Origin of the sequence: Corynebacterium sp. KPL2830 (genome assembly GCF_040225635.1) — a bacterium.
Classification (GTDB): domain Bacteria; phylum Actinomycetota; class Actinomycetes; order Mycobacteriales; family Mycobacteriaceae; genus Corynebacterium.
This window is the reverse complement of the sequence record NZ_JBEHFR010000014.1, coordinates 25,194-47,468: the sequence shown is the minus strand read 5'-3', so window position 1 is coordinate 47,468 and position 22,275 is coordinate 25,194. Positions and strand designations below refer to the sequence as shown.

The following is a 22,275-nucleotide window of genomic DNA, read 5'->3' as shown; positions in this document are numbered from 1 at the left end:
ACATAAGGCGGATTTTTCACCCCCGCTACAATGGCACGGTGGAGCACTACCTCAGCATCATCATCGGCGCGGGCCAGGCAGGCTTGGCAACGGCCCACCAGCTCACCTCCCGCGGCCTTATCCCCGCCCAAGACTTTCTGCTTATCGATGCCAACCCCGCCCCCGGCGGCGCCTGGCGTCACCGCTGGGATTCCCTGACGCTGGGCAAGGCCCACAACATCGCGAGCCTGCCGGGCATGCCCGCCCCGCTTGCCGATGCCTCCTCCCCCGCCTCCCACGTAGTCGCCGACTACTACGGCGCCTACGAGGACAAGTTCCAACTGCGACCCTACCGCCCGGCGCGCGTCCGCAGCGTCCGCGCCCTGCCCGGAGAGCCCGGCGCGCGCGGCGTGCACGCTGCTCATGGCGAGCCCGAGCCGAGAGGCGCAGCAGAACTGCGCGGGGAGGATGCAGCGCGCAGCGCGTTTCTCGTGACGCTGGAGTCCGGCGAGCAGTTTTCCGCGGACACCATCGTTAACGCCACTGGCACGTGGGATAGGCCGTATATTCCTTATATTCCGGGCATCGGCAGTTTCGGCGGGCGCCAACTGCACACTAAGGATTATTCGGCGGCGGAGGATTTTGCAGGCCAGCACGTGTTGGTCGTTGGCGGTGGGCTATCCGCGGTGCAGTTCTTATTGGAGCTTGAAGGCATCGCGCAAACCACTTGGGCCACGCGGCGAGCACCGGATTTTACGGATACGGAGTTTGATAAGCAGTGGGGCTTGGATGTGGAAAAGAAGGTCCGCGAGCGGGTCTTTAGCGGAAATCCTCCAGCCTCGGTGGTCTCGACCACCGGGATTCCGCCCTGGCAGGAATACCTGGATGCGGTCGAGCGCGGCGTTCTGGTCTCGCGCGGCATGTTCGAAGCCATCGATGCGACCGGCGTGCGGTTTGGCGAGTCTGCGAGCGGTGAGGTGGCGGGGGCATCGGAAAGCGTGGCGGCATGGCAGCCGTATCCGGCGGGCATGCACTTGGCGGTGGACGTCATCTTTTGGAATACCGGTTTCCGCCCGGTGCTGGACCACCTGGCGCCGTTGCGCTTGCGCTCACGCAAGGGCGGGATTGTCATGCGCAACGAGGTCTCGCCTGTCGCGAACCCGCGGGTTTTCCTCGCCGGCTATGGATCGACCGCCTCGACGGTGGGGGCGACGCGCGCGGGGCGCTTGGCGGCGCGTGAAGTTATCAAGGTGCTGGGACTGTAGCCCGAGGACGAAAATGCGCACGCTAAAAGGCAGGCAAGCACACTAGGATGGGAAAGCATGTGGGAATTGGGCGAGCACTTCCGGAAGTATGCAGACGACTACCGCGATGCGGTACATGACCAGTTTTTCCTCATGGTGCCGGAGGCGCGGCAGGTCTTTTCCCTTTCTATGCAGGACACCCACCGGTCCATGGTGCACGCATTGGCGTGGGTGATTGAACATGCGGAGCCCAGCAAGGCCGGCACGGGGGTTGGATCCGGGGTTGGGGCTGCGCTGTCCGAGGGCGTCCGGGAGAAGATTGCGCAGCTCGGCCGCGATCACCGCAGGCACGGCTTCCCGGCCGAGGTGTACGCGCGGTTCGAGGAGGCGCTCATCAAAGGCCTGCGGGTATTGGCGCTGACGCGGTACCAATACGACTTCGCTTGTGCCGTCATCCACGAGGTCTGCGCGGAGATGGCCACTGCGGCGCGCGAGGCGGACCTGGCTGGGGAGGCGCCGGCGTATTCGGGGCAGGTGGTCGCGGTGGATCGGCCGACGCGTGAAACCGCGATCATTCGCGTCGAGGCGGGAATGCCCGCAGCCTTTGAGCCGGGGCAGTATTTCCCCGTCACCACCCAGTACCTTCCCGGCCAATGGCGCATGCTCACCCCCGCACAGCCAAGCGATGCCACCGGCCAGCTGGTCTTCCACGTCGCCGCGGTGGGCGAGGCTTCGCGGTCGCTTGCGCATACCAAGCCGGGTGATTGGTGGACTTTGGGCCGGCCCACCGGGTCCATCTGGCAGGACCTGCGCGCGTTGCGCGGCGGCAGGTTGGTCATCGTGGCCTATGGCACGGGCTGGGCGGCGGCGCGGTGCTTGGCGCTGGCGGCCCGCCAGGCCGCGGATGCGGGCGAGGAGGGCCTCGCGAAGAACCTGGCCCTGCAGGTTTTTGCCGTTGCGGATAGCCCCGGCGCGCACTATGACACGCATTTCCAGCAGAATCTTGCGGCCCTCTACCCCGATCTCAGCCTGCGCCGCATCATCCGGCAGGAAAACGACCCGTGGTTGCTGGGGGCACGGCCGCTTGCCGATGCCGCCACCCACACCCTCTCCCCCGACCCGACCGATGTAGTAGTCAACGAGGTCGAGTTATCCACAGGCACACCCACCTACTTCGCCCTCTTCGGCAGCGCCGAGGAGGTAGCGGAAGGAAGGAGGGGGTTGGAGAAAAGGGGCATCGGCAAGCAGTGGATCTTAAGCCACAGCTGGGGCCGCGACCGGGAGTGGCTGCCGGAGGATTATGCGGCGCAGTCTTAGTCGTTAAGTTCTAGCACCGGCAGGGAGCGGCGCGTCTTCGCTACTTCTTGCGGGTCGATATCGGCGTAGAGGATTTCGTCTTCGTAGCCGGCCTCGGCCACGCGCACGCCGTTGGGATCGACGATGGTGGAGTGCCCGATGCCGGTCGGGCCCGAGGGGGACCCGGCCTCAGCGTTGCCGCCTGGGCGGGATTGGCCCGCGGCGAGGATATAGCTGGTGGAATCCAGCGCCCGCGCGGCCGTGAGCAGGCGCCACTGCTCTAGCTTGCCGGGGCCATCCGCCCAGCTGGTGGGCACGACGATGAGCTGCGCGCCCTCGCGCGCCAAGTCCTTGAACTGCTCTGGGAAACGGATATCGTAGCAGACCACGACGCCGACGGTGAGGTCATCGACGTCGAAGGTCACCAAGGATTCCCCAGGCTGCACCGTATCGGATTCGCGGTAGTCAAAGGCATCGTAGGTGTGGATTTTCTCGTAGCCGCCCAGCACGCCAGGGCCCGCGACGAGCGCGGTATTGGATACGCGGTTGATGGTCTTATCCTCGCGCTCGATGGTATCGGCTGGGCAGAACATGCCGACGACGACGGTGACCTCCAACTCCTCCGCCGCTTCCTGAATCGCGGTGGCGAACGGGCCTTCGAGGTTCTGCGCCTGCTCGTCTAGGCGGCCCGAGCGGAAGTTCTGCGAGGTGGCCTCGGGCAGCACGATAAGGCGTGCGCCCGCCGCCGCGGCCTCGCGGATTTTATCCAGGGCGAGTTCTTGGTTTTCCTCGATGCTGCCGGTGGAGGTCAATTGCACTGCTGCTACTTTCATAAATCCCAACTTAGTGCAGCGTCACCTAGTTATCCACAGGTTGGCGGTTTTGCCCTCGCGGCCACAGCCCGCAGCGGCCACGCTTAAGGCCATGAGTTATGTAGATATTCCTGAATACCTTCCCGCACATGTACGCACGTTGAGGGCGCGGCCGGCGGCGGCTATGCCGGGGGCACGCTTAAGCGTGGCTTCCCGGACGTCTGCCGCCCTGCAGCGCGCGGTGGCGCAGTGGTCTGAGACGCAGCAGCTTAGCGATGCCACCGTTTCCGAGCGCCTGCGCAGCCTCCACGTCTTCCTGGACCGCAGCGGCGCGCTCGATTCCTCGCTCGCTGCGAGCTTGAGGAGGGCGCGATGAATTTATCGACTGCCCTGCGCCACAGCGCCGCGCAGCTCGCCGCGGATCGCTCTGGCCTGCACACTCACTATGTGGACTCGCACCACGATTGGCACTCGCTATCGCTGGGTGGGCCCGCGGGCGTGGCGGCGCGATCCGGGTTAGCGGAGGCGACCGAGTGGCTGAGTAGCCCCCTTGGGCAGATGGAGCAGGTCATCGAGGTGCTTGACCGGCACGCGGACCTGCAGGCCTGGCGCGAGGGGGTGGAGGCGCGGATCATTTCCTTTTTGGGCAAGGTCGATGAGTTTTCTGGGCCCGCCGCACTGGCCGGCGGCGTGCTACTGCGGGAGGTACGTGCGCTTGGCGATGCCCTCGATTGGCTCTGCTCCCAAGAAATCGACGCCCTCTGCACGCCCGCCGGGGTGGAACCGCCGCGGCGGCTCGAGGATTTTGCCGATCTCCCCCTCGATACCATCCACGAGATCAACCTCGCCCAAGCCAGCGACCGCGTGGCGCAGCTGGCCGCGGATAACCCCGATATGCGCATCGTCGAAACCAGCCCCGGCCGACTGGTGGCGCTGGTGGATCCGGAGGGTTTTCGCACGGAACCAGCGTCTGTGACCACGTTCGTTGAAGGCGTGCATTCCTCCGACCCCACCACCTGGCAGCGCGCCGTGGACCGCGGCCGCAATATTGCCACCGCAAGCGGTGGGCCGGCCGCCGTGTGGTTGGGCTACCAGGCCCCGTCGAGCTTGCCGCGCGCCGTGCACGCCGATCCCGCGCGTGCGGCGGGGCAGGAGTTGGTGCGGTTTCAGCGGGGCATCGGCAAGCGGTATCCAGGTGCAAAGCGAACGGTGGTGGGTTATTCCTATGGCTCCGTCGTGACTGGATACGCGGCGCGCGAGGAGGAAATCGCCTCCGATATTGTGCTGGTGGGAAGCCCCGGTACGAGTGCTCAGCATGCCCGCGAGCTGCACGGCACCGTGTGGGCGGCGACCAATGACAATGACCCCATCGCTATCGCGACGGGGCCACTGAGCGGGATCCACGGACCGGATCCCACCGTCCAGTCCTTTGGTGCCACTCCCCTCCCCGGCGCGGATGGCCTGCCCGGGGACCACGGGTCCTATTGGGAGGACCCACAGTTCCTGCACGGGCTGGGCACGGTGGCTGCTGGGGAATCGAGGACGGATTAGCGCAGGTTGGGGAACGCCAGTTGTGGGTTTAGAACAGGCCTGCGGGGGCATCCGAATACGAGACCAGCATGTTCTTGGTTTCCTGATAGTGGCCGAGCATCATCAAGTGATTCTCGCGGCCCAAGCCGGACTCCTTATAGCCGCCGAACGCGCTGTGTGCTGGGTAGTCGTGGTAGTGGTTGACCCACACGCGGCCGGCCTGAATATCGCGCCCGGCGCGGTAGCAGGTGTTTTGCTGGCGCGACCACACGCCGGCGCCGAGGCCGAAGTTGGTGGTATTCGCGATCTCGATGGCCTCGTCGTAGTCCTTGAATGTCGCCACAGAGAGGACAGGCCCGAAGATTTCCTCCTGGAAGATGCGCATATCGTTGCTGCCCTTAAAGACCGTGGGCTCGATGTAGTAACCGTTTTCGAGACCCTCCACCTTGTTCACGTGGCCGCCGATGAGCGTTTCCGCGCCTTCTTCCGGGCCGATCTTGAGGTACTCGGTAATCTTGTCCATCTGCTCCTGGGAGGCCTGGGCACCCATCATGGTTTCGGTATCCAACGGGTGGCCAATCTTGATCTTCTTGACGCGCTCGATGGCAAGCTCCAAGAACTTATCGGCAATATCCTCATGGACCAACGCACGCGATGGACAGGTGCAGACCTCGCCCTGGTTAAGGGCGAACATGACGAAGCCTTCGACGCACTTTTCCAGGTAAGAGTCATCTTCATCCATGATGTCCTTAAAGAAGATGGACGGCGATTTACCGCCGAGCTCCAGGGTGACCGGGATGACCTTGTCCGCGGCGGCCTTATTGATGAGCTTGCCCACCGGGGTGGAACCGGTAAATGCGATTTTGGCAATGCGGTCCGAACCCGACAGTGCCGCACCGGCCTCCTCGCCCACGCCGTTGACGATATTGAGTACGCCATCTGGGAGGAGGTCTCCGATGATGTCCATGAGCAAGAGGATGGATGCTGGCGTTTGCTCCGCAGGCTTGAGCACGATGCAGTTACCCGCAGCCAGGGCCGGTGCAATCTTCCAAGAGGCCATGAGCAGCGGGAAGTTCCACGGGATGATTTGGCCAACCACGCCGAGTGGCTCGTGGAAGTGGTAGGCCACGGTGTCTTCGTTGATCTGGGACAGACGGCCCTCTTGTGCGCGGATGGCGCCCGCGAAGTAGCGGAAGTGGTCAACGGCCAGCGGGATATCGGCGGCCAAGGTCTCGCGGACGGCCTTGCCGTTCTCCCAGGTTTCCGCGACGGCGATCTTTTCCAGGTTCTCTTCAATCCGGTCCGCGATGCGGTGCAACAAGAGCGCGCGCTCTGCTGGAGTGGTCTTGCCAAAGGTGGCGAAGGCCTTTTCCGCAGCATCGATGGCCGCATTGACATCGGCTTCCTTGCCGCGGGCCACCTGACAAAATACCTCACCGGTCACGGGGCTGATGTTGTCCATGTATTCGCCATCGACTGGCGGAACCCACTTACCGCCGATGTAGTTGTCATAGCGGTCGCGGTAGTTGACGATGGCCCCTTCGGTTCCGGGTGCTGCGTACAAAGTCATGATGGTGGTGTCCTCTCGTGTAGAAATTTCGACTGTGACCATTGTTGGGTATGGCCCGTGCCACTACAGGTGTTTGTCTGTGTTGTATTTCACCTGCTTTCCTCGTCATAATAATGCAATTTTTCGCATTTCGCACTAAATAGGGGTGGGAAATTAACATTTCTTCACAGCGTAAAGTCCGGTTGTACGGGTGCACCACCGCCGAGTCGAGGGTTTAGCGAGGTGCGAGAGGGCGCAGGAACGGTAGGAGCCGATGGGGCCGGAAAAGAAGGCGCGGGAAGGTGGGGCCGATGGGGCCCGAGAGGAGAGTACCGAGAGAGCTCCGCGAATGCACCGAGAGAGCGAGGAACTCTTGGGCAAAGATAAACCCTCCAGACCTGTGCAGGCGCTATGCCGTGGCAAAGGTATGGAGGGTTTAAGTTGAGGTTTCTCGTCCGCAGGACGGATTAGGTGGTTTGGCCACCGTTGTTTCGGCGATTGCGCTTGCGGTCGCGCGCGGTGCGCGGGCTCCACATCACCACGGAGGTAGACCGCGGGACGTGGACGAGCTCGCCGCTGCGTTGGGAACGCACTGGGGCCTGCGAACCTTGCGGGCCCTGTGCGCCGCGGGTGTACTGCCCCTGCGCTTGGGGGTGCTGTGCCCCCGAGCGCTGCCCGGCGGCGAGCTGGTCGCGGAGGGTGCGGACCTCATCGGCAAGCGCATCGCGTTCGGCCTCGAGCCGATCGCGTTCTTCGGTTAACTCGATGATGGATTTGATGCCGGCAAGGTTGACGCCATCGTCTTGCGAAAGCGCCTGAATCTTGCGGAGCAGTTCAATATCGCGATCCGAATAACGGCGGCCGCCGCCGCGAGTGCGGGCCGGGGAGACCAAACCCATGCGGTCATAGGTGCGCAGGGTTTGGGCGTGCATCCCGGAAAGCTCGGCGGCCACGGAAATGACGTAGACCGCGGTGGCGGAGCCTTCTGCCTTTCCAGTACTCATTGTGCAATGCACCTCCTGCCTTAATTGCTCTCCGCGCCGGCCCAGCCTGCGCGGGGATTAAAGCCAGAGTCCTTTTCGGCTTGTGCATAGGTGCGCAGGGCGCTAGAGGCCGCAGCATCGAGCTTGGAAGGCACGGTGACCTGCACGCTCACCAAGAGGTCGCCAGACTTGCCGGCGCGCTTGGCAATGCCGCGCCCACGCACGCGCAGGGTGCGGCCATCCGGGGTGCCAGCCGGGATCTTCACGCGGACCGGGCTATCCAAGGTAGGAACCGTGATGGTGTCACCAAGGGCGAGCTCGGCAAACGAGACGGGGACGGTGATGTGGATATCGTCGCCGTCGCGGGTAAAGACCTTGTCAGGCCTGACGGTGACCGCAACGAAGAGGTCACCGGCCGGGGTACCATTCGGACCAGCCTCGCCTTGGCCGGCGATACGGACCTTTTGGCCGTCGATGACGCCGGCGGGGATGCGGACCGTGATGTTCCGGGTGCGGTGCACCGTTCCGGTGCCGTTGCAGTCTGGGCACGGATCTGTGATGCGGCGGCCCGTGCCATCGCAATCCTTGCATGGGGCGGAAAAGCCGAACGCACCGCGGTTTTCCGAGGTGTATCCGGAGCCATTGCAGGTCCCGCACGTTGAGGTCTTGCCGGAGGAAGAACCCGAGCCATGGCACGTGGTGCACGGCGCGTTACCGCTTAAGGCCAGCGGGATGGTGGTCCCCTTGGCGGCCTCGCGGAAATCGAGGGTTATTTCCGTTTCGACGTCGGCCCCCCGCGACGGTTTAGCTGAGTGGCCAGCACTACCGCTGCGGTTGAAAACGCTACCGAAGATATCCCCAAAACCGCCGCCTTGAGACGATCCTCCAGTGGCGCCTCCGAAGAGGTCCGAGAGGTCGAAGTCTTGCGCACCTTGTCCACCCATGTTCGTGGATCGAAACCCGCCGGGAAAGCCGGCGCCTCCGTTCCGTCCGAAGCCACCGCCATTGCGCAGCATGGCCTTGAACTGGTCGTATTCTTTGCGTTCGGAGGCATCAGAAAGCACATCGTATGCTTCCGCAACCCGCTTGAACCGGTCCGCTGCCGCAGGGTCATCGGGGTGGGTATCGGGGTGGTTTTCGCGGGCAAGCTTGCGGTACGCGCGCTTGATCTCGCTTTGGTCTGCGGACGAGGAGACCCCCAGATCCGCGTAATAATCTTTGTCTGCCCATTCGGGTTTAGCGCTCACTGGGCATCTCCTCCTTTCAAGAAGAATCGGTTGTAATTAGTAAAAAGGGCGCCGGGGGAAGTTGAATCAGTCAGTTCCCAAGGCGCCCTTTTCCCGGATTAATCGGCTTATTCGGTGCCTTCCGAACTGCCGGAATCCTCACCGGGGTCCGCGATGATGACCAGCGCGTTGCGCACCAGCCTCTCGCCTACGCGGTAGCCCTGGCGCAGCACGGTGCCGAGCACCTGCTCATCGCCGGAGGACAAATCCTGCACGGCCTCGTGCATCTCTGGGTCGAAGGGTTCGCCCTCTTCACCAAAGGCGGTGAGGTTGTGCTGCTCTAGGCCCTTGCGGAGCTTATCCGCAACCGCCTTGAGCGGGCCCTCCAGGTCACCGTGCTGCTTGGCCAAATCGAGGTCATCGAGCACCGGCAGCAAGTCACTAATGACCTTTGCCTTCGCGGTTTCGATAACGGATTGGCGGTCACGCTCGGTGCGGCGGCGGTAGTTGGTGTATTCCGCATTCAGACGCTGCAGGTCTTCGGTGCGTTCTGCCAACTGCGCCTCCACATCGTTGGTGGCAGCACCGGTGGAGGTTGGCTCATCACCTTCCGCCTCGGCTTCGACCTCATCGGCGTTGACATCAGCCAGCGCGTCTTCGAGGTCAGCATCAAGGGTGGGATCCAACTTGGCTTCCTCGGAGGCATCGGCCTGCGCGTCGTTGGCAGCCTGTGCTTCCTCGGCCTTTTCGGCAGCAGCCTCAGCGCGGTCAGCCGAGGTAGCCTCCGGATCCGTGTTTTCCGGGTCGCCTGGGTTTTGCGGCATTCCGCTGTCCTGAGTCATTACTTGTCGCCATCCTTGTTGTCGTCGGAGTTCTCGTCTTCGTCCACAACTTCAGCGTCGACCACGTTTGGGTCACCCTGTGCGGCGCCGGCATCGGCAGCACCCTCGGCGCCGCCCTCTGCAGCCTGTGCCTCGTAGATCTGCTTGCCCATCTCCTGGGATTCGGTGGACAGCTTCTCTACTGCGGACTTGATGGCATCGAGGTCATCGCCCTTAAGTGCCTCGTCGACGGCGTCAGCAGCCTCGGTGACCTTGGTCTTGGTGTCCTCAGAGACCTTGTCCTCGTTGTCCTCCAAGAACTTGCGGGTCTGGTAGGAGGTGGACTCTGCGTTATTGCGCAGCTCCTGCTCCTCGCGACGCTTCTTGTCTTCCTCAGCGTGCTGCTCGGCGTCCTTGACCATGCGGTCGATCTCTTCCTGGGAAAGGCCGGAGCCTTCCTGGATCTTGATGGTGTTTTCCTTGCCGGTGCCCTTGTCCTTGGCGGTCACGTGGACGATGCCGTTGGCGTCGATGTCGAAGGTGACCTCAATCTGGGGCACGCCGCGAGGCGCCGGTGCGATGCCGCCGAGCTCGAAGGAACCCAGCAGCTTGTTGGCGGTAGCCATCTCGCGCTCACCCTGGAAGACCTGAATCTGTACGGAAGGCTGGTTGTCTTCTGCGGTGGTGAAGGTCTCGGACTTCTTGGTCGGGATGGTGGTGTTGCGCTCGATGAGCTTGGTCATCACGCCGCCCTTGGTTTCAATGCCGAGGGAGAGCGGGGTGACATCGAGAAGCAGCACGTCCTTAACCTCACCGCGCAGCACACCTGCCTGGAGGGCAGCACCTACTGCAACGACCTCGTCCGGGTTAACGCCCTTGTTCGGATCCTTGCTGGTCAGCTCCTTGACCAGGTCAGATACGGCCGGCATACGAGTGGAACCGCCGACCAGCACAACGTGGTCAATATCGCCGACGGAAAGGTCAGCATCCTTGATGACCTGGTTGAACGGAGCCTTGGTGCGGTCCAGCAGATCCTGGGTGATCTTCTGGAACTCGGTGCGGGTCAGGGTCTCATCCAGGAACAGTGGGTTCTTGTCGGAGTCAACGGTGATGTAAGGCAGGTTGATGTTGGCCTGCTGGGAAGAGGACAGCTCAATCTTGGCCTTCTCTGCAGCCTCGCGCAGACGCTGTACGGCGCGCTTGTCCTTGGTCAGGTCAACACCCTGGGAGCTCTTGAAGCGGTCAACCAACCAGTCAACGATGCGCTGGTCCCAGTCATCGCCGCCCAAGGTGTTGTCACCTGCGGTGGCCATAACCTCAACGACGCCATCGCCGATTTCCAGCAAGGATACGTCGAAGGTGCCGCCACCCAAGTCAAAGACCAGGATGGTCTGCTCTTGCTCGCCCTTTTCTAGGCCGTATGCAAGCGCAGCCGCGGTGGGCTCGTTGACGATGCGCAGGACGTTCAGGCCGGCAATCTGGCCAGCTTCCTTGGTGGCCTGACGCTGTGCGTCCTCGAAGTATGCAGGAACGGTAATAACGGCGTCCGTAACATCCTCACCCAAGTAGGACTCTGCATCGCGCTTGAGCTTCATCAGCGTGCGAGCGGAAATCTCCTGGGAGGTGTAGTCCTTGTCATCGATGTTGACGGTCCAGTCAGTACCAATGTGGCGCTTGACGGAGCGGATGGTGCGGTCCACGTTGGTCACGGCCTGGTTCTTGGCGGACTGACCAACCAAGATTTCGCCGTTCTTAGCAAAGGCTACAACGGAAGGCGTGGTGCGGGAGCCTTCGGAGTTAGCAATAACGGTGGACTCGCCACCTTCCAGTACGGAAACGACGGAGTTCGTCGTACCAAGGTCAATACCTACTGCGCGTCCCATGATTCGTTCTCCTTTTTATCGAGTGCAGTTAATAAAGTTGATTGTCAGTGACTCAACTTCTCGTTGCGTCCGTGCGCTACTCTAACAGAAGTTGCGAACTCGTTCATAAATTCTTGAGCCCGTGTCACTCAATCTTTATAACCACTAAGACTCAAATCTTATTCCCGCCGGCTCAACCCTCCTCAAAAATTGTTCCATTTTCCCAGCTCTTAGCCTCAAACTCCGCTCCCTCCTACTGCTTCAAACAGGAGTGAACTACCTTTTAAAACAAACTCTTCCACACCCAAAAGCTCCCCAAAGGGCCGTAAAAAGGTGGCCAAAAGTTACCTCACAAAGGATCCAAAAGAGGCTTGGCAGGCGTATTTAACTCGCACATACTGGAAACCACAGCAGCCACTGGTTGCTACCCAGAGAGAGATTGATTTGTAGTTTCACTCCGCCAACTCGAAAGGAAACGCCCAATGCTCGACACCCTCGTAAACCTCAGCTCCTCCCTCGATTTCGAGGCAATCTTCAAGGCCATCAAGGGCGCTGCTGAGCTGTCCTCCGAGTCCAACTCCGACTCCGTGGACCTGTCCTCCGTAATCGAGGGCCTGTCCTCCAAGGACAACGCTGACGCTGCTACCGAAACCGCAGCTAACGCTTAAGTAAACCTTCGCGTTTACACTCCTTCATGAAGACCGACTAAACCCCCGCACTTTTCCACGCAGGTTTTAAACCTCGCACCGGAAGGTGCGGGGTTTAGTTGTTTTCATTTGCTGGTTTCACGCTTCCAGGCCTTAAGCTAGGTGCGAGACGCCACAAGCTTTTCACAACTATTCAGCCTGAGCACCAAAGAAGCGCATTCCACCGTGACTTTCACCCCGCCACTACCATTTCGCCACCGCCTTCGGGCGGCGATGACCTTACAGCGCACCGCAGCGCTGATCGCCATCATTTGCTTGGTCCTTACCCTTTTCGCCGCATTTCTCACCCCAACTAAACACCAACTTTCAGCGGCAATCGTCGGGTTAATTTTGACGGCCATCACTACATCTGCCTATCGATACCCGAAGACCATGGCAGTGGGGTTTCTGGCAATTTGGATTATTGCCATCCTTACCGTGGGAATCCCCTACGCCAGTTCCGTTTTCTTAGCCCCGGTATTCCTTGCCGTATTCGCTTTTCGCAGTACCAAGTGGCAGTCGATTCTTCTCTGCGTAGTGTTTTGGCTGGTAGGACTGGTAGATCCTAGTACGTTGCGGCTAGTCCTCAATCCAACACCGGCACTGGTCTGGGGAATTTTCTTGGTCATTAGCACCTTCATCGGCAGCTCACTCGCCCATTCCGCACGGCGCTATAAAACCGCCATGGTGGAGTGGAATAACGATGTCAAGCGCCGACAGTCCGACCTAGCTGAAACCCTGCATAACTCGGTAATTTCCAGCCTTACCGTCAATACCATGCAGTTAGAAGCGCTCAGTTTGGAATACGCCAGCACACCGGAGCTCAGCCGCCGCCTCGATGAATTAAGCGATGCGATGCGCTCGTCGATGTCTGAAATACGCGCTTTAACTAAAGTCTTGCGTTCCAATATTGACGGCATCAACGACGAATTTAGTTTTAATCAAGCACCACGCCCTACAAGCCTTGCACAGGTACTGGCCTGGGAAGAAGAACAGCTATCAAAGCTCAACCGCACGCCAATCATTAAGGTAAGCGGAGAAGATTTTTGCCCCCAGTTTTCTCCTTCTGTTCTTGACTCGGTCGCAGCCATCACCAGGGAGGCTTGCCTCAACGCCGTCAAGTACTCGCCGCCTGGGGCGGAAATTAGCGTATCGGCACAACCACATTTGGGATGGACGATTCTTACTATCCGCAACCCTATTGCCAAGCCAACGAGCACCACGCCGGAGACTTCCTCCGGCATAGGAATTAATTCGATGACGCGCCTTGCGGCAACTATCGATGCTCGGCTGGAGGCAGGTCGTGTCGATGAATACTGGGAGCTCACGCTCGCGCTGCCCCCGTCTGCGCATGAAGAACGTTAGTTCAGCCACCTTCGCTGGCAGCGCCACCATTCCTTTACTACACTTACGTATGTTTCTTATAAATCCGGTTTTTATATAAAGGAGTCGTGCAATGCAGGCTGCCCTCGCTAGCTTTCTCGCGCCCCTCATGCTGTCCGCCTCTCTCTTTGGCGCAGACCTCACCCCTGGCGACCTCCCGCAAAACAATAAATACGAGTCCTCGGCAGAGCTCGTCTTCGGCTGCCCAGCCCCATGGTGCTTCAAGTAAAAACTTCGCTGCTCCTAGTCGATGATGATCCACTAGTCATCGAGGCACTCGGCCACTATTTCGCTGCGGCCGAAGATATGGAAATCAGCGCCGTCGCAGAAAATGGGAAAGCCGCATTACAGCAGCTAGAACAACACGATGTCGATGCCGTCATCGCGGATATTCATATGCCGGAGATGGACGGCACAGCACTGCTGCGCGAGCTTAATGAGCTGCCTAATCCACCGGTATTCATTGCTATGACCGCAATGGATAATGACGACACCCTAAGGGAAGTCCTGTCCAATAAGGCGGCAGCCTATATCCTCAAAAGCTCGAAGCCGGCCTATATTTTGGATACGGTGCGCGAGGCCGTCCGCGGTGGCACGGTCGTGGCTCCCCAACCTTTAACGCGCTTATTCCAACAAATGCCTGGCTGGAGCGAAAACGATGCTCAATCTACGTCTGCGGTTTCCGCCCCTGAGCACCATATTTCGCCTGCTCAAGCTCAGATCCTCGATTTGGTATGCGAGGGAAAATCCAACGAAGAGATCGCAAAAAGCACTCACTATGCTCCGGGAACGGTAAAGAAATATGTTTCTAGCCTGTTAACCGAATTTCACGCCAAGTCTCGTCTCGAGCTAGCGGTCAAGGCGCTAAAAGCGGGGTACGGCAAATAGCTGCATAGGCGCGAATAGCGCTCACCCCTAATCGTGGCCCCACCCCCTTAAAACCCCACATGCTGGGGTTTTCTTTTTTACCTTTATACCCCCACTGCCGATTTTGCTAACGAGACTAGCATCACTATATCGACAACCCTATAATTGATTTCACACACAACTACATAGCATTTCCCACGCATCATTCGGCATCATTCGTCCACTGATGCCTGTGCTAGGACCGGATTAGGAAACCACTACTGGGCTTTACATTCCTGCCCCCTAGCTCCACATCGCCACAGTGTAGAAAGCAGGTGAGTGTTGAACACCAACTTGGCACGCGTCCGCCGCCATAGCGACAGGCCCCCGGTCCCCCACTACCGGTAGCACTATGGCTTGTTGATTCGCTTGGTTTAAACCTCCGAGCAGCGGCGCGCGCATCCCGCGTGTTCCACTCATTGCCAGGTATGCGGAGACCTAATCGCCGCATGCTTTCTAATTTTCATAGACTTACCAGCCACTTTCTGCCCCCGGCGCTAAAAGTCACAGAACAAAGGCCACACCGCGGTGTGGGTTGGCCACCAACCTGGAAGTACACGTTTCGAAAAAGAGGTTGAATTTCACATGACTTCTCCCGCATACACCCGCACGCCACTATCTGATGATGTTGAGGCCGTACTGCCTGCCGCCATTAAGCGCGCACAAGGCTGGCTCGATTCCACCGCGGATGAAAAGGATAAGGCCACCGAGCAGCTCGCGGAGCTGTTGCGCGATGACAATGGCGTGAAGTTCACCATGGACTTCGTTGACCGCGTCATGCGCCCAGAGGATGACAAGGTTGCGGCCAAGGCACTGAAGGACATTTCTTCCCAGTACGATCCTTCCTTCTTGGGCAGCATCAATGGCGCGCTCGTCGGTGCCGGCGGTTTCTTCGGCCCGATCCTGCCTAACCTGGTCATGCCGGTAGCGCGCCTGTACATGCGCAAGATGGTTGGCCACTTGGTGCTGGACGCGGAATCGGATGCACTCAATGACACCCTGGAAAAGGCCGCCGCTTCCGGTGAACAACTGAACCTCAACCTCCTGGGTGAGGCCGTCCTTGGTGAAGAGGAAGCACAGTCCCGCGCGCGCCGCACGCTGGACCTCATCAAAAACCCGCGCGTGACCTACGTATCCGTCAAGGCGTCCTCGATGGTGGCGCAGCTGAACAACTGGGACATCGGCAGTTCCGTGGAGCGTTTGAAGGACCGCCTGCGCCCGCTCTACCAGGAGGCCGCTCGCCGCAACCCACAGGTCTTTATCAACATGGACATGGAGGAATACCACGACCTCCACCTGACGCTGCGCCTTTTCAAGAGCCTTTTGAGCGAGCCGGAGTTCAAGAACCTGGAATCCGGCATCGTGTTGCAGGCTTACCTGCCCGATACCTTCGATGCCCTCCAGGACATCGCGGAATTTGCCAAGCAGCGCGTGGCAGAGGGCGGCGCCAAGGTCAAGGTGCGCATTGTAAAGGGCGCCAACCTGTCTATGGAGACCGCAGAAAGCGAGGTCCACGACTGGCCGCTGGCTACCTACACCAACAAGCTGGACGTAGACGCTAACTACTACCGCCTGCTCGACTTTATCCTGCAGGAGGAATTCGCGGACTGCATCCGCATCGGCGTGGCCAGCCACAACCTGTACACCGCCGCCATGGCCTACGAGCTAGGTGTAAAGCGCGGCGTGCTGCACATGCTGGATTCTGAGATGCTGCAGGGCATGTCCCCGGCGCAGCAGGCAGCGGTGCGCAAGGTCTACGAGGGCCGCCAGATCCTCTACACCCCCGTCGTCCACGCGGATGATTTCGACGTCGCCGTGTCCTACCTGGTGCGCCGCTTGGAGGAGAACTCCGCGCCGCAGAACTTCCTTTACGCCCTCTTTGCACCGGGCGAGGAACCGCTGGCTAGCCAGGAAGAGACCTTCCGCAAGGCCGTGGCCAAGCGCTGGGATACCTTCGCTGGATCGCGCCGCACCCAGAACCGCCTCGAGGATTCCGGGCGCCAGGCACCCGATTCCGGGCGCTTCAGGAACGAGCCTGATACGGACCCGGCAATTACCCCGAACCGCACTTGGGCCAAGCGCGCGCTTGCAAATGACCCCGGTGAGCACGGCGTCCAAGAGGTCACCGACCCATCGGCTGTTGAAAGCTACGTCGCCCGCGCCAAGGAATTGGGCACCGAATGGGGCAAGCGCCCCGCCGCAGAGCGCGCCGCAGCCCTGGACGCCGTCGCGGACCAGCTGGCAGCCAAGCGCGGGGACTTCATCTCCGTGGCAGCCTACGAGGCAAATAAGACGGTCACCCAGACTGACCCGGAGGTCTCGGAAGCCATTGACTTCTGCACCTACTACGGCCAGTCCGCCCGCTTCTTGGAAGAGGCACACTCCGAGTTCCACCCGCACACCGTCACCGTGGTGACCCCGCCGTGGAACTTCCCCATCGCCATTCCTACCGGCGGCATTGCGGCTTCCTTGGCGGCGGGCTCGGCGGTCATCGTCAAGCCTGCTCCCCAGGTAGTCCACTGCGGCAAGATGGTGGTTGAGGCCTTCCGCACCGCACTCGAAGCAGAAGGCTTGGACCCGGATCTGGTGCAGCTGGTGCTGACTGATGAAGGCGATGCCGGCAAGGCCCTGCTCTCCCACGATGACGTGGACAACATCATCTTGACCGGTGCATCCGATACCGGCGCGCTCTTCCGCTCCTGGAAGCCCAAGATGAACCTGATGGCAGAGACCTCCGGCAAGAACGCGCTGGTCATCACCCCAGCCGCCGACCCGGACCTGGCCATCCAGGACCTGTACAACTCCGCCTTTGGCCACTCCGGCCAGAAGTGTTCGGCCGCCTCGCTGGTGATTTTCGTTGGCGCTGCGGGCAAGTCCAAGCGTCTGCGCGAGCAGCTGCTGGATTCCGTCAAGACCTTGAAGCCTGGCCCGGGCTATGACATCACCACCACGATGAACGGCCTGGCTGAAAAGCCGAGCGAGAAGCTGCTGCGCGGCCTGACCCAGCTGGAGCCGGGCGAGAAGTGGCTGCTGAAGCCAGAGAAGCTCAACGAGGAAGGCACCCTGTGGTCCCCGGGCATTCGCGATAATGTCCAGCCGGGTTCTTGGTACCACAAGAACGAGTGCTTCGGCCCCATCCTTGGCATCATGTACGCCGATACCTTGGAAGAGGCCATCGCTTGGCAAAACAGCACCGGCTATGGCCTGACCGGCGGCATCCACTCCCTGGATGACAAGGAAATCGAGTACTGGATCGACAACGTTGAGGTGGGCAACGCCTACGTCAACCGCGGCATTACCGGCGCGATTGTCCAGCGCCAGTCCTTCGGTGGCTGGAAGAAATCCGTCATGGGACCGGGCGCCAAGGCCGGCGGCCCGAACTACGTAGCCCAGATGGGTACTTGGACCGATGGCGAGCTCAAGCCGCGCGACGTGGATATCGCCCCAGCCAGCGTGAAGATTCTGCAGCGCCTGCGCGATGAGCTTTCTGATGAGCTCAGCCAGAACGATCTGGAATGGCTCTGGCGCTCTGCCGAGCTGGACCGGATTGCATGGCTCGAGGAATTCGGTCGCACCCACGACCGCACCGCACTGGTTTCTGAGGCCAATCGCTTCCGCTACCGCCCACTGTTGACCAAGCTGCGCATCCGCGTGGGCGAGGACTACAAGCTGCGCGATGTCGCCCGCCAGGTACTGGCTTCCGGGATTACCGGCACCGAGACGGAAATCTCCGCCGCCCCAGAGGTTGCCGGCCAGCTGCAGGAGCTCGGCTTCGACGTGAAGTCCATTTCTGACGGTTCCTTCGCCGCCGCCGTGGCCAATGACGAGTCCTCCCGCGTGCGCGCCCTGGGCACCGTGCCGGATTCCGTTTACGAGGCAGCGGTGCGCTCCAACTCCGTGGTGCTGGACCAGCCCGTGCTTGCCGATGGCCGCCGTGAGCTCATGCCTTACCTCCTCGAGCAGGCAGTCTCCGTGACCATGCACCGCTTCGGCATCATCCGCAACGTGGGCAACCTGCGCGACTAATACGCCAGTTGCCGTCGCCGCGGCACAGTGACTAAGCGCCCCACCTTCTCCCGCCCTTTTTCTGCTGGGAATTGGGTGGGGCGCTACCTTTTTCTCTGCTTTTCCCGCGCTATCTCTAGGTGGTTTCGTGTGGCATAGTAGATGAATGACTACGCCAGATAACCACTCTTCCAGCGGCACCGAGCAGCACCCGGGCCAGAACTCGGCGCAGGGCGCGCAGTATCCGTCGACGCTCGAGCAAAACTCCGTCAACCGCAAGGCTGACGCAAAGAACCCCTTTGTCGCGCCGCTGGTCTCCCCCGATGAATCCCAATTGGGCGCTGAGGTAGCCACCGCCGATCCCGCCGATCGCGATAATAAATCCGCCGTGCTGGCCAAGGACTTCCGCAGCATGGCCAAGATTTCGGTGTGCTTTATCCTCATCGTCGCAGGATTGGGCCTGGCGGGTTTCCTGCTGCGCTTTATTTGGGTGGGTCTGCTGCCGGTTATCCTCGCCATCTTGGTCTCGACGGTGCTTTATCCAGTTAGCGCCTACCTGCGCTCCAAGGGCTTTCCCCGCACCCTGGCAGCGGTCACAACGCTTTTGGGTTTGGTGGTTATTTTCGGCGGCATCTTTGCCGCCATGGCGCCCATGGTCACCGCGCAGTCCAAAGTGCTTATCAATGAAGCCGAAGCCGGCATTATGCAGCTGACCAAGATGGTCAATGATTCCCCACTGGATATTGAGGTGGACCAACTGCAGTCGGTCCTCGAGGACATCGTGTCCTTTGCCAAGGGCCAGGCTTCCACCATCGCCACCGGCGTGCTTTCCGGTTTCTCCATGGCCAGCTCCATTGCGGTAGCCACCGTCATCATGCTCTTTATCACCTTCTTCATCATTAAAGACGGCGATAGATTCCTGCCCTGGCTGCGCAAATACACCGGTAACTCCGCTGCCTGGCACATCACGGAACTGACCTCCCGCGTGTGGAAGACGTTGTCTGGCTTCATTCAGGCCCAAGCCCTAGTCGCGCTTGTCGATGCCGTCTTTATCGGCCTCGGCCTCTGGGTCCTCCAGGTCCCACTGGCACTGGCCATCGCCGTCATCACATTCTTCGCGGGCTTTATCCCCATTATCGGTGCCGTCACCGCTGGCGCCTTGGCCGTCATTATCGCCTTGGTGTCCAACGGGCTGACCAATGCGCTGCTCGCGCTGGCGCTAATCATCATTGTCCAGCAGGTAGAAAGCAATGTCCTCCAGCCCATCCTGCAGTCCAGGGCCATGGGCCTGCACGCGGCCATCGTTTTGCTCTCCATCACCGTGGGCTCCACCCTGGCCGGCATCGTTGGTGCTTTCCTCGCCGTGCCAGTCGCCGCGACCATTACCGTTGTCCTGCGCTACCACGCAGAGATGGCCGCGCTGCGCGCCGGCGAGGTTTCCCCCGATGACATCGAAATCGTCACAGGTTCCAAGTCCACGTCCAAAGACGAAGAAGCTGAGGACGCGGACAATACAGACCCCGAGGACAAGCGCACCGGCGAAGAAGGCGACAGCGACAGCCCCCTCGAAGAGTCTCCTCGCGAAAAGGTAAAGCAGCTCTTCGCGGCCATGAGCCCGCTAACCTAAAAAGCCCCGCTCTTCCTCCGCCGTGCGAAACGGCGAGGAAGGCGACGGAGGCATCGGCTAGCGCAAGAAGCCTAAATCGGCTGCGGCAGCGGCAAGCTGGCGGGCGCTGCGGTCCAAGACGCCAGCCCAGGTGCCCATCGATTCCTCATTAGCGGAATCGGACACCTGCTTCAGCAGCGTACAAGGCACACCAAAGCGCTGGCAGGTAGCGGCAATAGAATAGCCCTCCATATCGCATAGCTGGGACTTTTTCACCAGCTCATTGCGCAATGCGGTAGTAGAGACAAACATGTCACCGGTCGCCAGCCCGCGTGCCGGAAGCTCGCCGGAGGTCTCCAACTCGATGAATTCTGGCAGGAGATAACGGCTGATATCGGTCAGCACTTCTAGCTTGAAATCGTGCTTGGTTACTTTATTGATCTCGAAGACACCATCCATGCCATCGACAAGCGCGCCTGCCGTACCAATATTGACCACGCGCTCAGGCAAAGCATCGTGTGCGCGGGCCTCTGCCAATACCTCGGTCAGGGAAATCGCGGCTGGAACCGTGCCGATTCCGGTAATGAGCAGCGCTTCGCCGTCTGGAATGTGCGCAGCTTCGGCGTCCACGGCGGCGACGAAAAGTGTGCGTCCGTTGAGATTCTCCATGTCTGCGAGAATACCTGCACTCCACGTGGTCGCTGGACTCGCCTGCATAGATGCTTATCCTTCCGCGCCGCTGGGAGCACTGTGGTCGGCTGCGCCCGAATTAAAGAATTCCTACGACAAGCCCCGAATGTCCCAGCTATGGTTTAGGGAAAGCCCTTTCCCGTATCCCCACTCTTTTCTCCAGCTTAAACTGCCCTTTAGTTTTAAGGAATCTTTCTCGTGAGCAAGAACAATTCTTCGCAAGAACCAGAATCATCCCCCGCCGCAGATGCAAGTCCGTCGCCGGACGCTGGGCCGCGCGCCGCAGCCCAGGAAGGCACCGAAAAAGGTAAAGGCAAGAGGGGCGTGATGATCACCATCGCCATCATCGCTGTTATTGCCTTGGTGGCGGGAGTGACCTTTTCCTTTAATAGACCGGCAAGCTCCACCAATGAAGCCGCGGAGCCCGCATTTTCTGATTTACAAGAATCCTCCCCTAAGAATGCACCCGGTTCCGAGGAAGATGAATCCACCGACACTGCGGACGACCCTGCGCCTCAAAAGCAAGAAGAGGCTGCGCCTAACAAGCAGAAGGATGGGGCTTCCACGAAGGAAGAATCGAAAGAAAAGAGCATATCCACGGAAGAAAAATGTGGCAGTTACTACGGGGAAGCGATTGGCCAACTCCATCGGCCCATCCAGTTACATTGCGATGACAGCTGGCTTTATGTGGCCGAATCCGGCACCTCGCATTTCTCGCTCTTTCAGTGGAGTGGCAACGGCTGGAATAGGATGCGGCCGGATGGCATGATCCATCCAGCGGAAATTGCCTGCTATACCCGGGGCTACCTGGAGGAAGAAAATGTGCCAGAAGATCTTATTGAGGAAATTGAGCCGTGCTAGTAAGAATCTACCTAGTTACTAGGGCGTACCTACCGTACTAAAACCCGACTTTTTAAATGGTCCTAAGGCAATGGATGGATATAGTATGGCGCGACTTCATTAATTCTCATCAAGTTTTCTACTCAATCCTCCAACCGAAGCATGCAAAGGAGCTCCCTCGTTGACTAATAATTCTTTGGGTCAGCCGGATCCCTCTCAGCACCAATCGTGGAATTCCTCTTCCCCCACCGGAGATTCCACAGGTGATGGTGGAAAAAATGGCAAGGCCGCACGCTTGGCGATGATCGTCCTCGCAATCATTGCCATCATCGCAATCACCGCCGGTGTCACGTGGGCGCTCACGAATAACAGCGACTCTGCTGATTCCACTGACGTCGACGCCTTTGTCCCCGTCACCACGTCTCAAGAGGAAACCGAATACGCCGAAGGTCCTTCCCCTGAGGCTGCGCAGACCGGTAAGGAGGATGAGGACGCGGCCGCAGAGAAACCTGGACCTGCGACAAAGACGACAACGGAGACCCAGATCCGCTCCGATCAATCCACCGGAAATGATCAATGCGATGGCCGCTACATCATGATCGTCGAGTCTGCCATCATTCCTGTGGGCGAAGATCCGTCAGCAGAGACGCAACGCGTGCAAAACAAATACCCGGGTTCCAAGATTCTTTCCGGCAATGCCTGTAGTTCTCTCCGCGGCCAAGTCGACGGAGGCACGGCCTATGCGATCTACTTCGATGCCGGCCACAGCGTGGACAAAGTCTGCGAACTCAAGGCGACGTCCGGCGGCAACGCCCGATCCCTAAATAACAACGCAGACTTCAGCGATCCCTGTTAAG

Annotated in this window: 19 protein-coding genes; 12 read left to right on the top strand and 7 right to left on the bottom strand. The window is 60.2% G+C overall.

The window, feature by feature from the left end:
• Window positions 1–38: 38 nt before the first annotated feature.
• A complete protein-coding gene (locus ABRP87_RS06425; protein ID WP_349868101.1) occupies window positions 39–1,244 on the top strand; it encodes an NAD(P)-binding domain-containing protein in 1,206 nt (401 codons plus the stop codon).
• A 57-nt stretch (window positions 1,245–1,301) separates the two neighbouring features.
• On the top strand, window positions 1,302–2,540 hold the full coding sequence (locus ABRP87_RS06420) for an FAD-binding oxidoreductase (protein WP_349868100.1): 1,239 nt from the start codon (window positions 1,302–1,304) through the stop codon (window positions 2,538–2,540).
• On the opposite strand, the gene ABRP87_RS06415 is transcribed toward ABRP87_RS06420, so the two are convergent.
• Window positions 2,537–3,352 carry a carbon-nitrogen hydrolase family protein gene (locus ABRP87_RS06415; protein ID WP_284637508.1) on the bottom strand — a complete coding sequence of 272 codons (816 nt, stop codon included), beginning with the start codon at window positions 3,350–3,352 and terminating at the stop codon, window positions 2,537–2,539. The genes ABRP87_RS06420 and ABRP87_RS06415 overlap by 4 nt on opposite strands.
• A 91-nt stretch (window positions 3,353–3,443) precedes the next feature.
• Here ABRP87_RS06415 and ABRP87_RS06410 point away from each other — a divergent pair, with 91 nt between their 5' ends.
• Window positions 3,444–3,707: a hypothetical protein gene (locus ABRP87_RS06410; protein WP_034659553.1), complete on the top strand. Its 264-nt coding sequence runs from the start codon at window positions 3,444–3,446 to the stop codon at window positions 3,705–3,707.
• A complete protein-coding gene (locus ABRP87_RS06405; protein ID WP_349868099.1) occupies window positions 3,704–4,882 on the top strand; it encodes an alpha/beta hydrolase in 1,179 nt (392 codons plus the stop codon). The genes ABRP87_RS06410 and ABRP87_RS06405 overlap by 4 nt, the downstream gene beginning before the upstream one ends.
• Window positions 4,883–4,910: 28 nt before the next feature.
• On the opposite strand, the gene exaC is transcribed toward ABRP87_RS06405, so the two are convergent.
• The 5 genes from exaC to dnaK form a co-directional block, all read right to left on the bottom strand.
• A complete protein-coding gene (exaC, locus tag ABRP87_RS06400) occupies window positions 4,911–6,431 on the bottom strand; it encodes an acetaldehyde dehydrogenase ExaC (RefSeq protein ID WP_349868098.1) in 1,521 nt (506 codons plus the stop codon).
• 446 nt (window positions 6,432–6,877) lie between these two features.
• Window positions 6,878–7,414, bottom strand: coding sequence for a heat shock protein transcriptional repressor HspR (locus ABRP87_RS06395; protein ID WP_349868097.1), 537 nt, complete (start codon window positions 7,412–7,414; stop codon window positions 6,878–6,880).
• A gap of 20 nt (window positions 7,415–7,434) precedes the next feature.
• Window positions 7,435–8,640: a molecular chaperone DnaJ gene (gene dnaJ, locus ABRP87_RS06390; protein ID WP_349853631.1), complete on the bottom strand. Its 1,206-nt coding sequence runs from the start codon at window positions 8,638–8,640 to the stop codon at window positions 7,435–7,437.
• A gap of 107 nt (window positions 8,641–8,747) precedes the next feature.
• Complete coding sequence (gene grpE / locus ABRP87_RS06385; RefSeq protein ID WP_349868096.1) at window positions 8,748–9,461, bottom strand: nucleotide exchange factor GrpE; 714 nt, start codon at window positions 9,459–9,461, stop codon at window positions 8,748–8,750.
• Window positions 9,461–11,323, bottom strand: coding sequence for a molecular chaperone DnaK (gene dnaK, locus ABRP87_RS06380; RefSeq protein ID WP_126319898.1), 1,863 nt, complete (start codon window positions 11,321–11,323; stop codon window positions 9,461–9,463). Before dnaK ends, grpE begins: the two co-directional genes overlap by 1 nt.
• 461 nt (window positions 11,324–11,784) lie before the next feature.
• On the opposite strand from dnaK, the gene ABRP87_RS06375 reads away from it, so the two are divergent.
• The 6 genes from ABRP87_RS06375 to ABRP87_RS06350 all read left to right on the top strand — a co-directional run bounded on the left by ABRP87_RS06375 (window position 11,785) and on the right by ABRP87_RS06350 (window position 19,909).
• On the top strand, window positions 11,785–11,970 hold the full coding sequence (locus ABRP87_RS06375; RefSeq protein ID WP_023024121.1) for a hypothetical protein: 186 nt from the start codon (window positions 11,785–11,787) through the stop codon (window positions 11,968–11,970).
• A gap of 204 nt (window positions 11,971–12,174) precedes the next feature.
• On the top strand, window positions 12,175–13,353 hold the full coding sequence (locus ABRP87_RS06370) for a sensor histidine kinase (RefSeq protein ID WP_349868095.1): 1,179 nt from the start codon (window positions 12,175–12,177) through the stop codon (window positions 13,351–13,353).
• A gap of 91 nt (window positions 13,354–13,444) precedes the next feature.
• The gene (locus tag ABRP87_RS06365; RefSeq protein WP_284771664.1) at window positions 13,445–13,600 is read left to right on the top strand and encodes a hypothetical protein; all 156 of its coding nucleotides are present in this window, start codon (window positions 13,445–13,447) and stop codon (window positions 13,598–13,600) included.
• Window positions 13,585–14,259, top strand: a complete 675-nt coding sequence (locus tag ABRP87_RS06360; protein WP_349853635.1) for a response regulator — start codon at window positions 13,585–13,587, stop codon at window positions 14,257–14,259. The genes ABRP87_RS06365 and ABRP87_RS06360 overlap by 16 nt, the downstream gene beginning before the upstream one ends.
• 603 nt (window positions 14,260–14,862) lie before the next feature.
• Window positions 14,863–18,303, top strand: coding sequence for a bifunctional proline dehydrogenase/L-glutamate gamma-semialdehyde dehydrogenase (locus ABRP87_RS06355; RefSeq protein ID WP_349868094.1), 3,441 nt, complete (start codon window positions 14,863–14,865; stop codon window positions 18,301–18,303).
• A gap of 145 nt (window positions 18,304–18,448) precedes the next feature.
• On the top strand, window positions 18,449–19,909 hold the full coding sequence (locus tag ABRP87_RS06350) for an AI-2E family transporter (RefSeq protein WP_349868093.1): 1,461 nt from the start codon (window positions 18,449–18,451) through the stop codon (window positions 19,907–19,909).
• A gap of 57 nt (window positions 19,910–19,966) precedes the next feature.
• Here ABRP87_RS06350 and ABRP87_RS06345 read toward each other — a convergent pair whose 3' ends face one another.
• On the bottom strand, window positions 19,967–20,557 hold the full coding sequence (locus ABRP87_RS06345; RefSeq protein ID WP_349868092.1) for a nucleosidase: 591 nt from the start codon (window positions 20,555–20,557) through the stop codon (window positions 19,967–19,969).
• 219 nt (window positions 20,558–20,776) lie between these two features.
• On the opposite strand from ABRP87_RS06345, the gene ABRP87_RS06340 reads away from it, so the two are divergent.
• Together ABRP87_RS06340 and ABRP87_RS06335 are read left to right on the top strand one after the other, a co-directional pair.
• Window positions 20,777–21,439, top strand: coding sequence for a hypothetical protein (locus tag ABRP87_RS06340; RefSeq protein ID WP_349853642.1), 663 nt, complete (start codon window positions 20,777–20,779; stop codon window positions 21,437–21,439).
• 160 nt (window positions 21,440–21,599) lie between these two features.
• Window positions 21,600–22,274, top strand: coding sequence for a hypothetical protein (locus tag ABRP87_RS06335; RefSeq protein ID WP_349868091.1), 675 nt, complete (start codon window positions 21,600–21,602; stop codon window positions 22,272–22,274).
• Window position 22,275 lies beyond the last annotated feature (1 nt).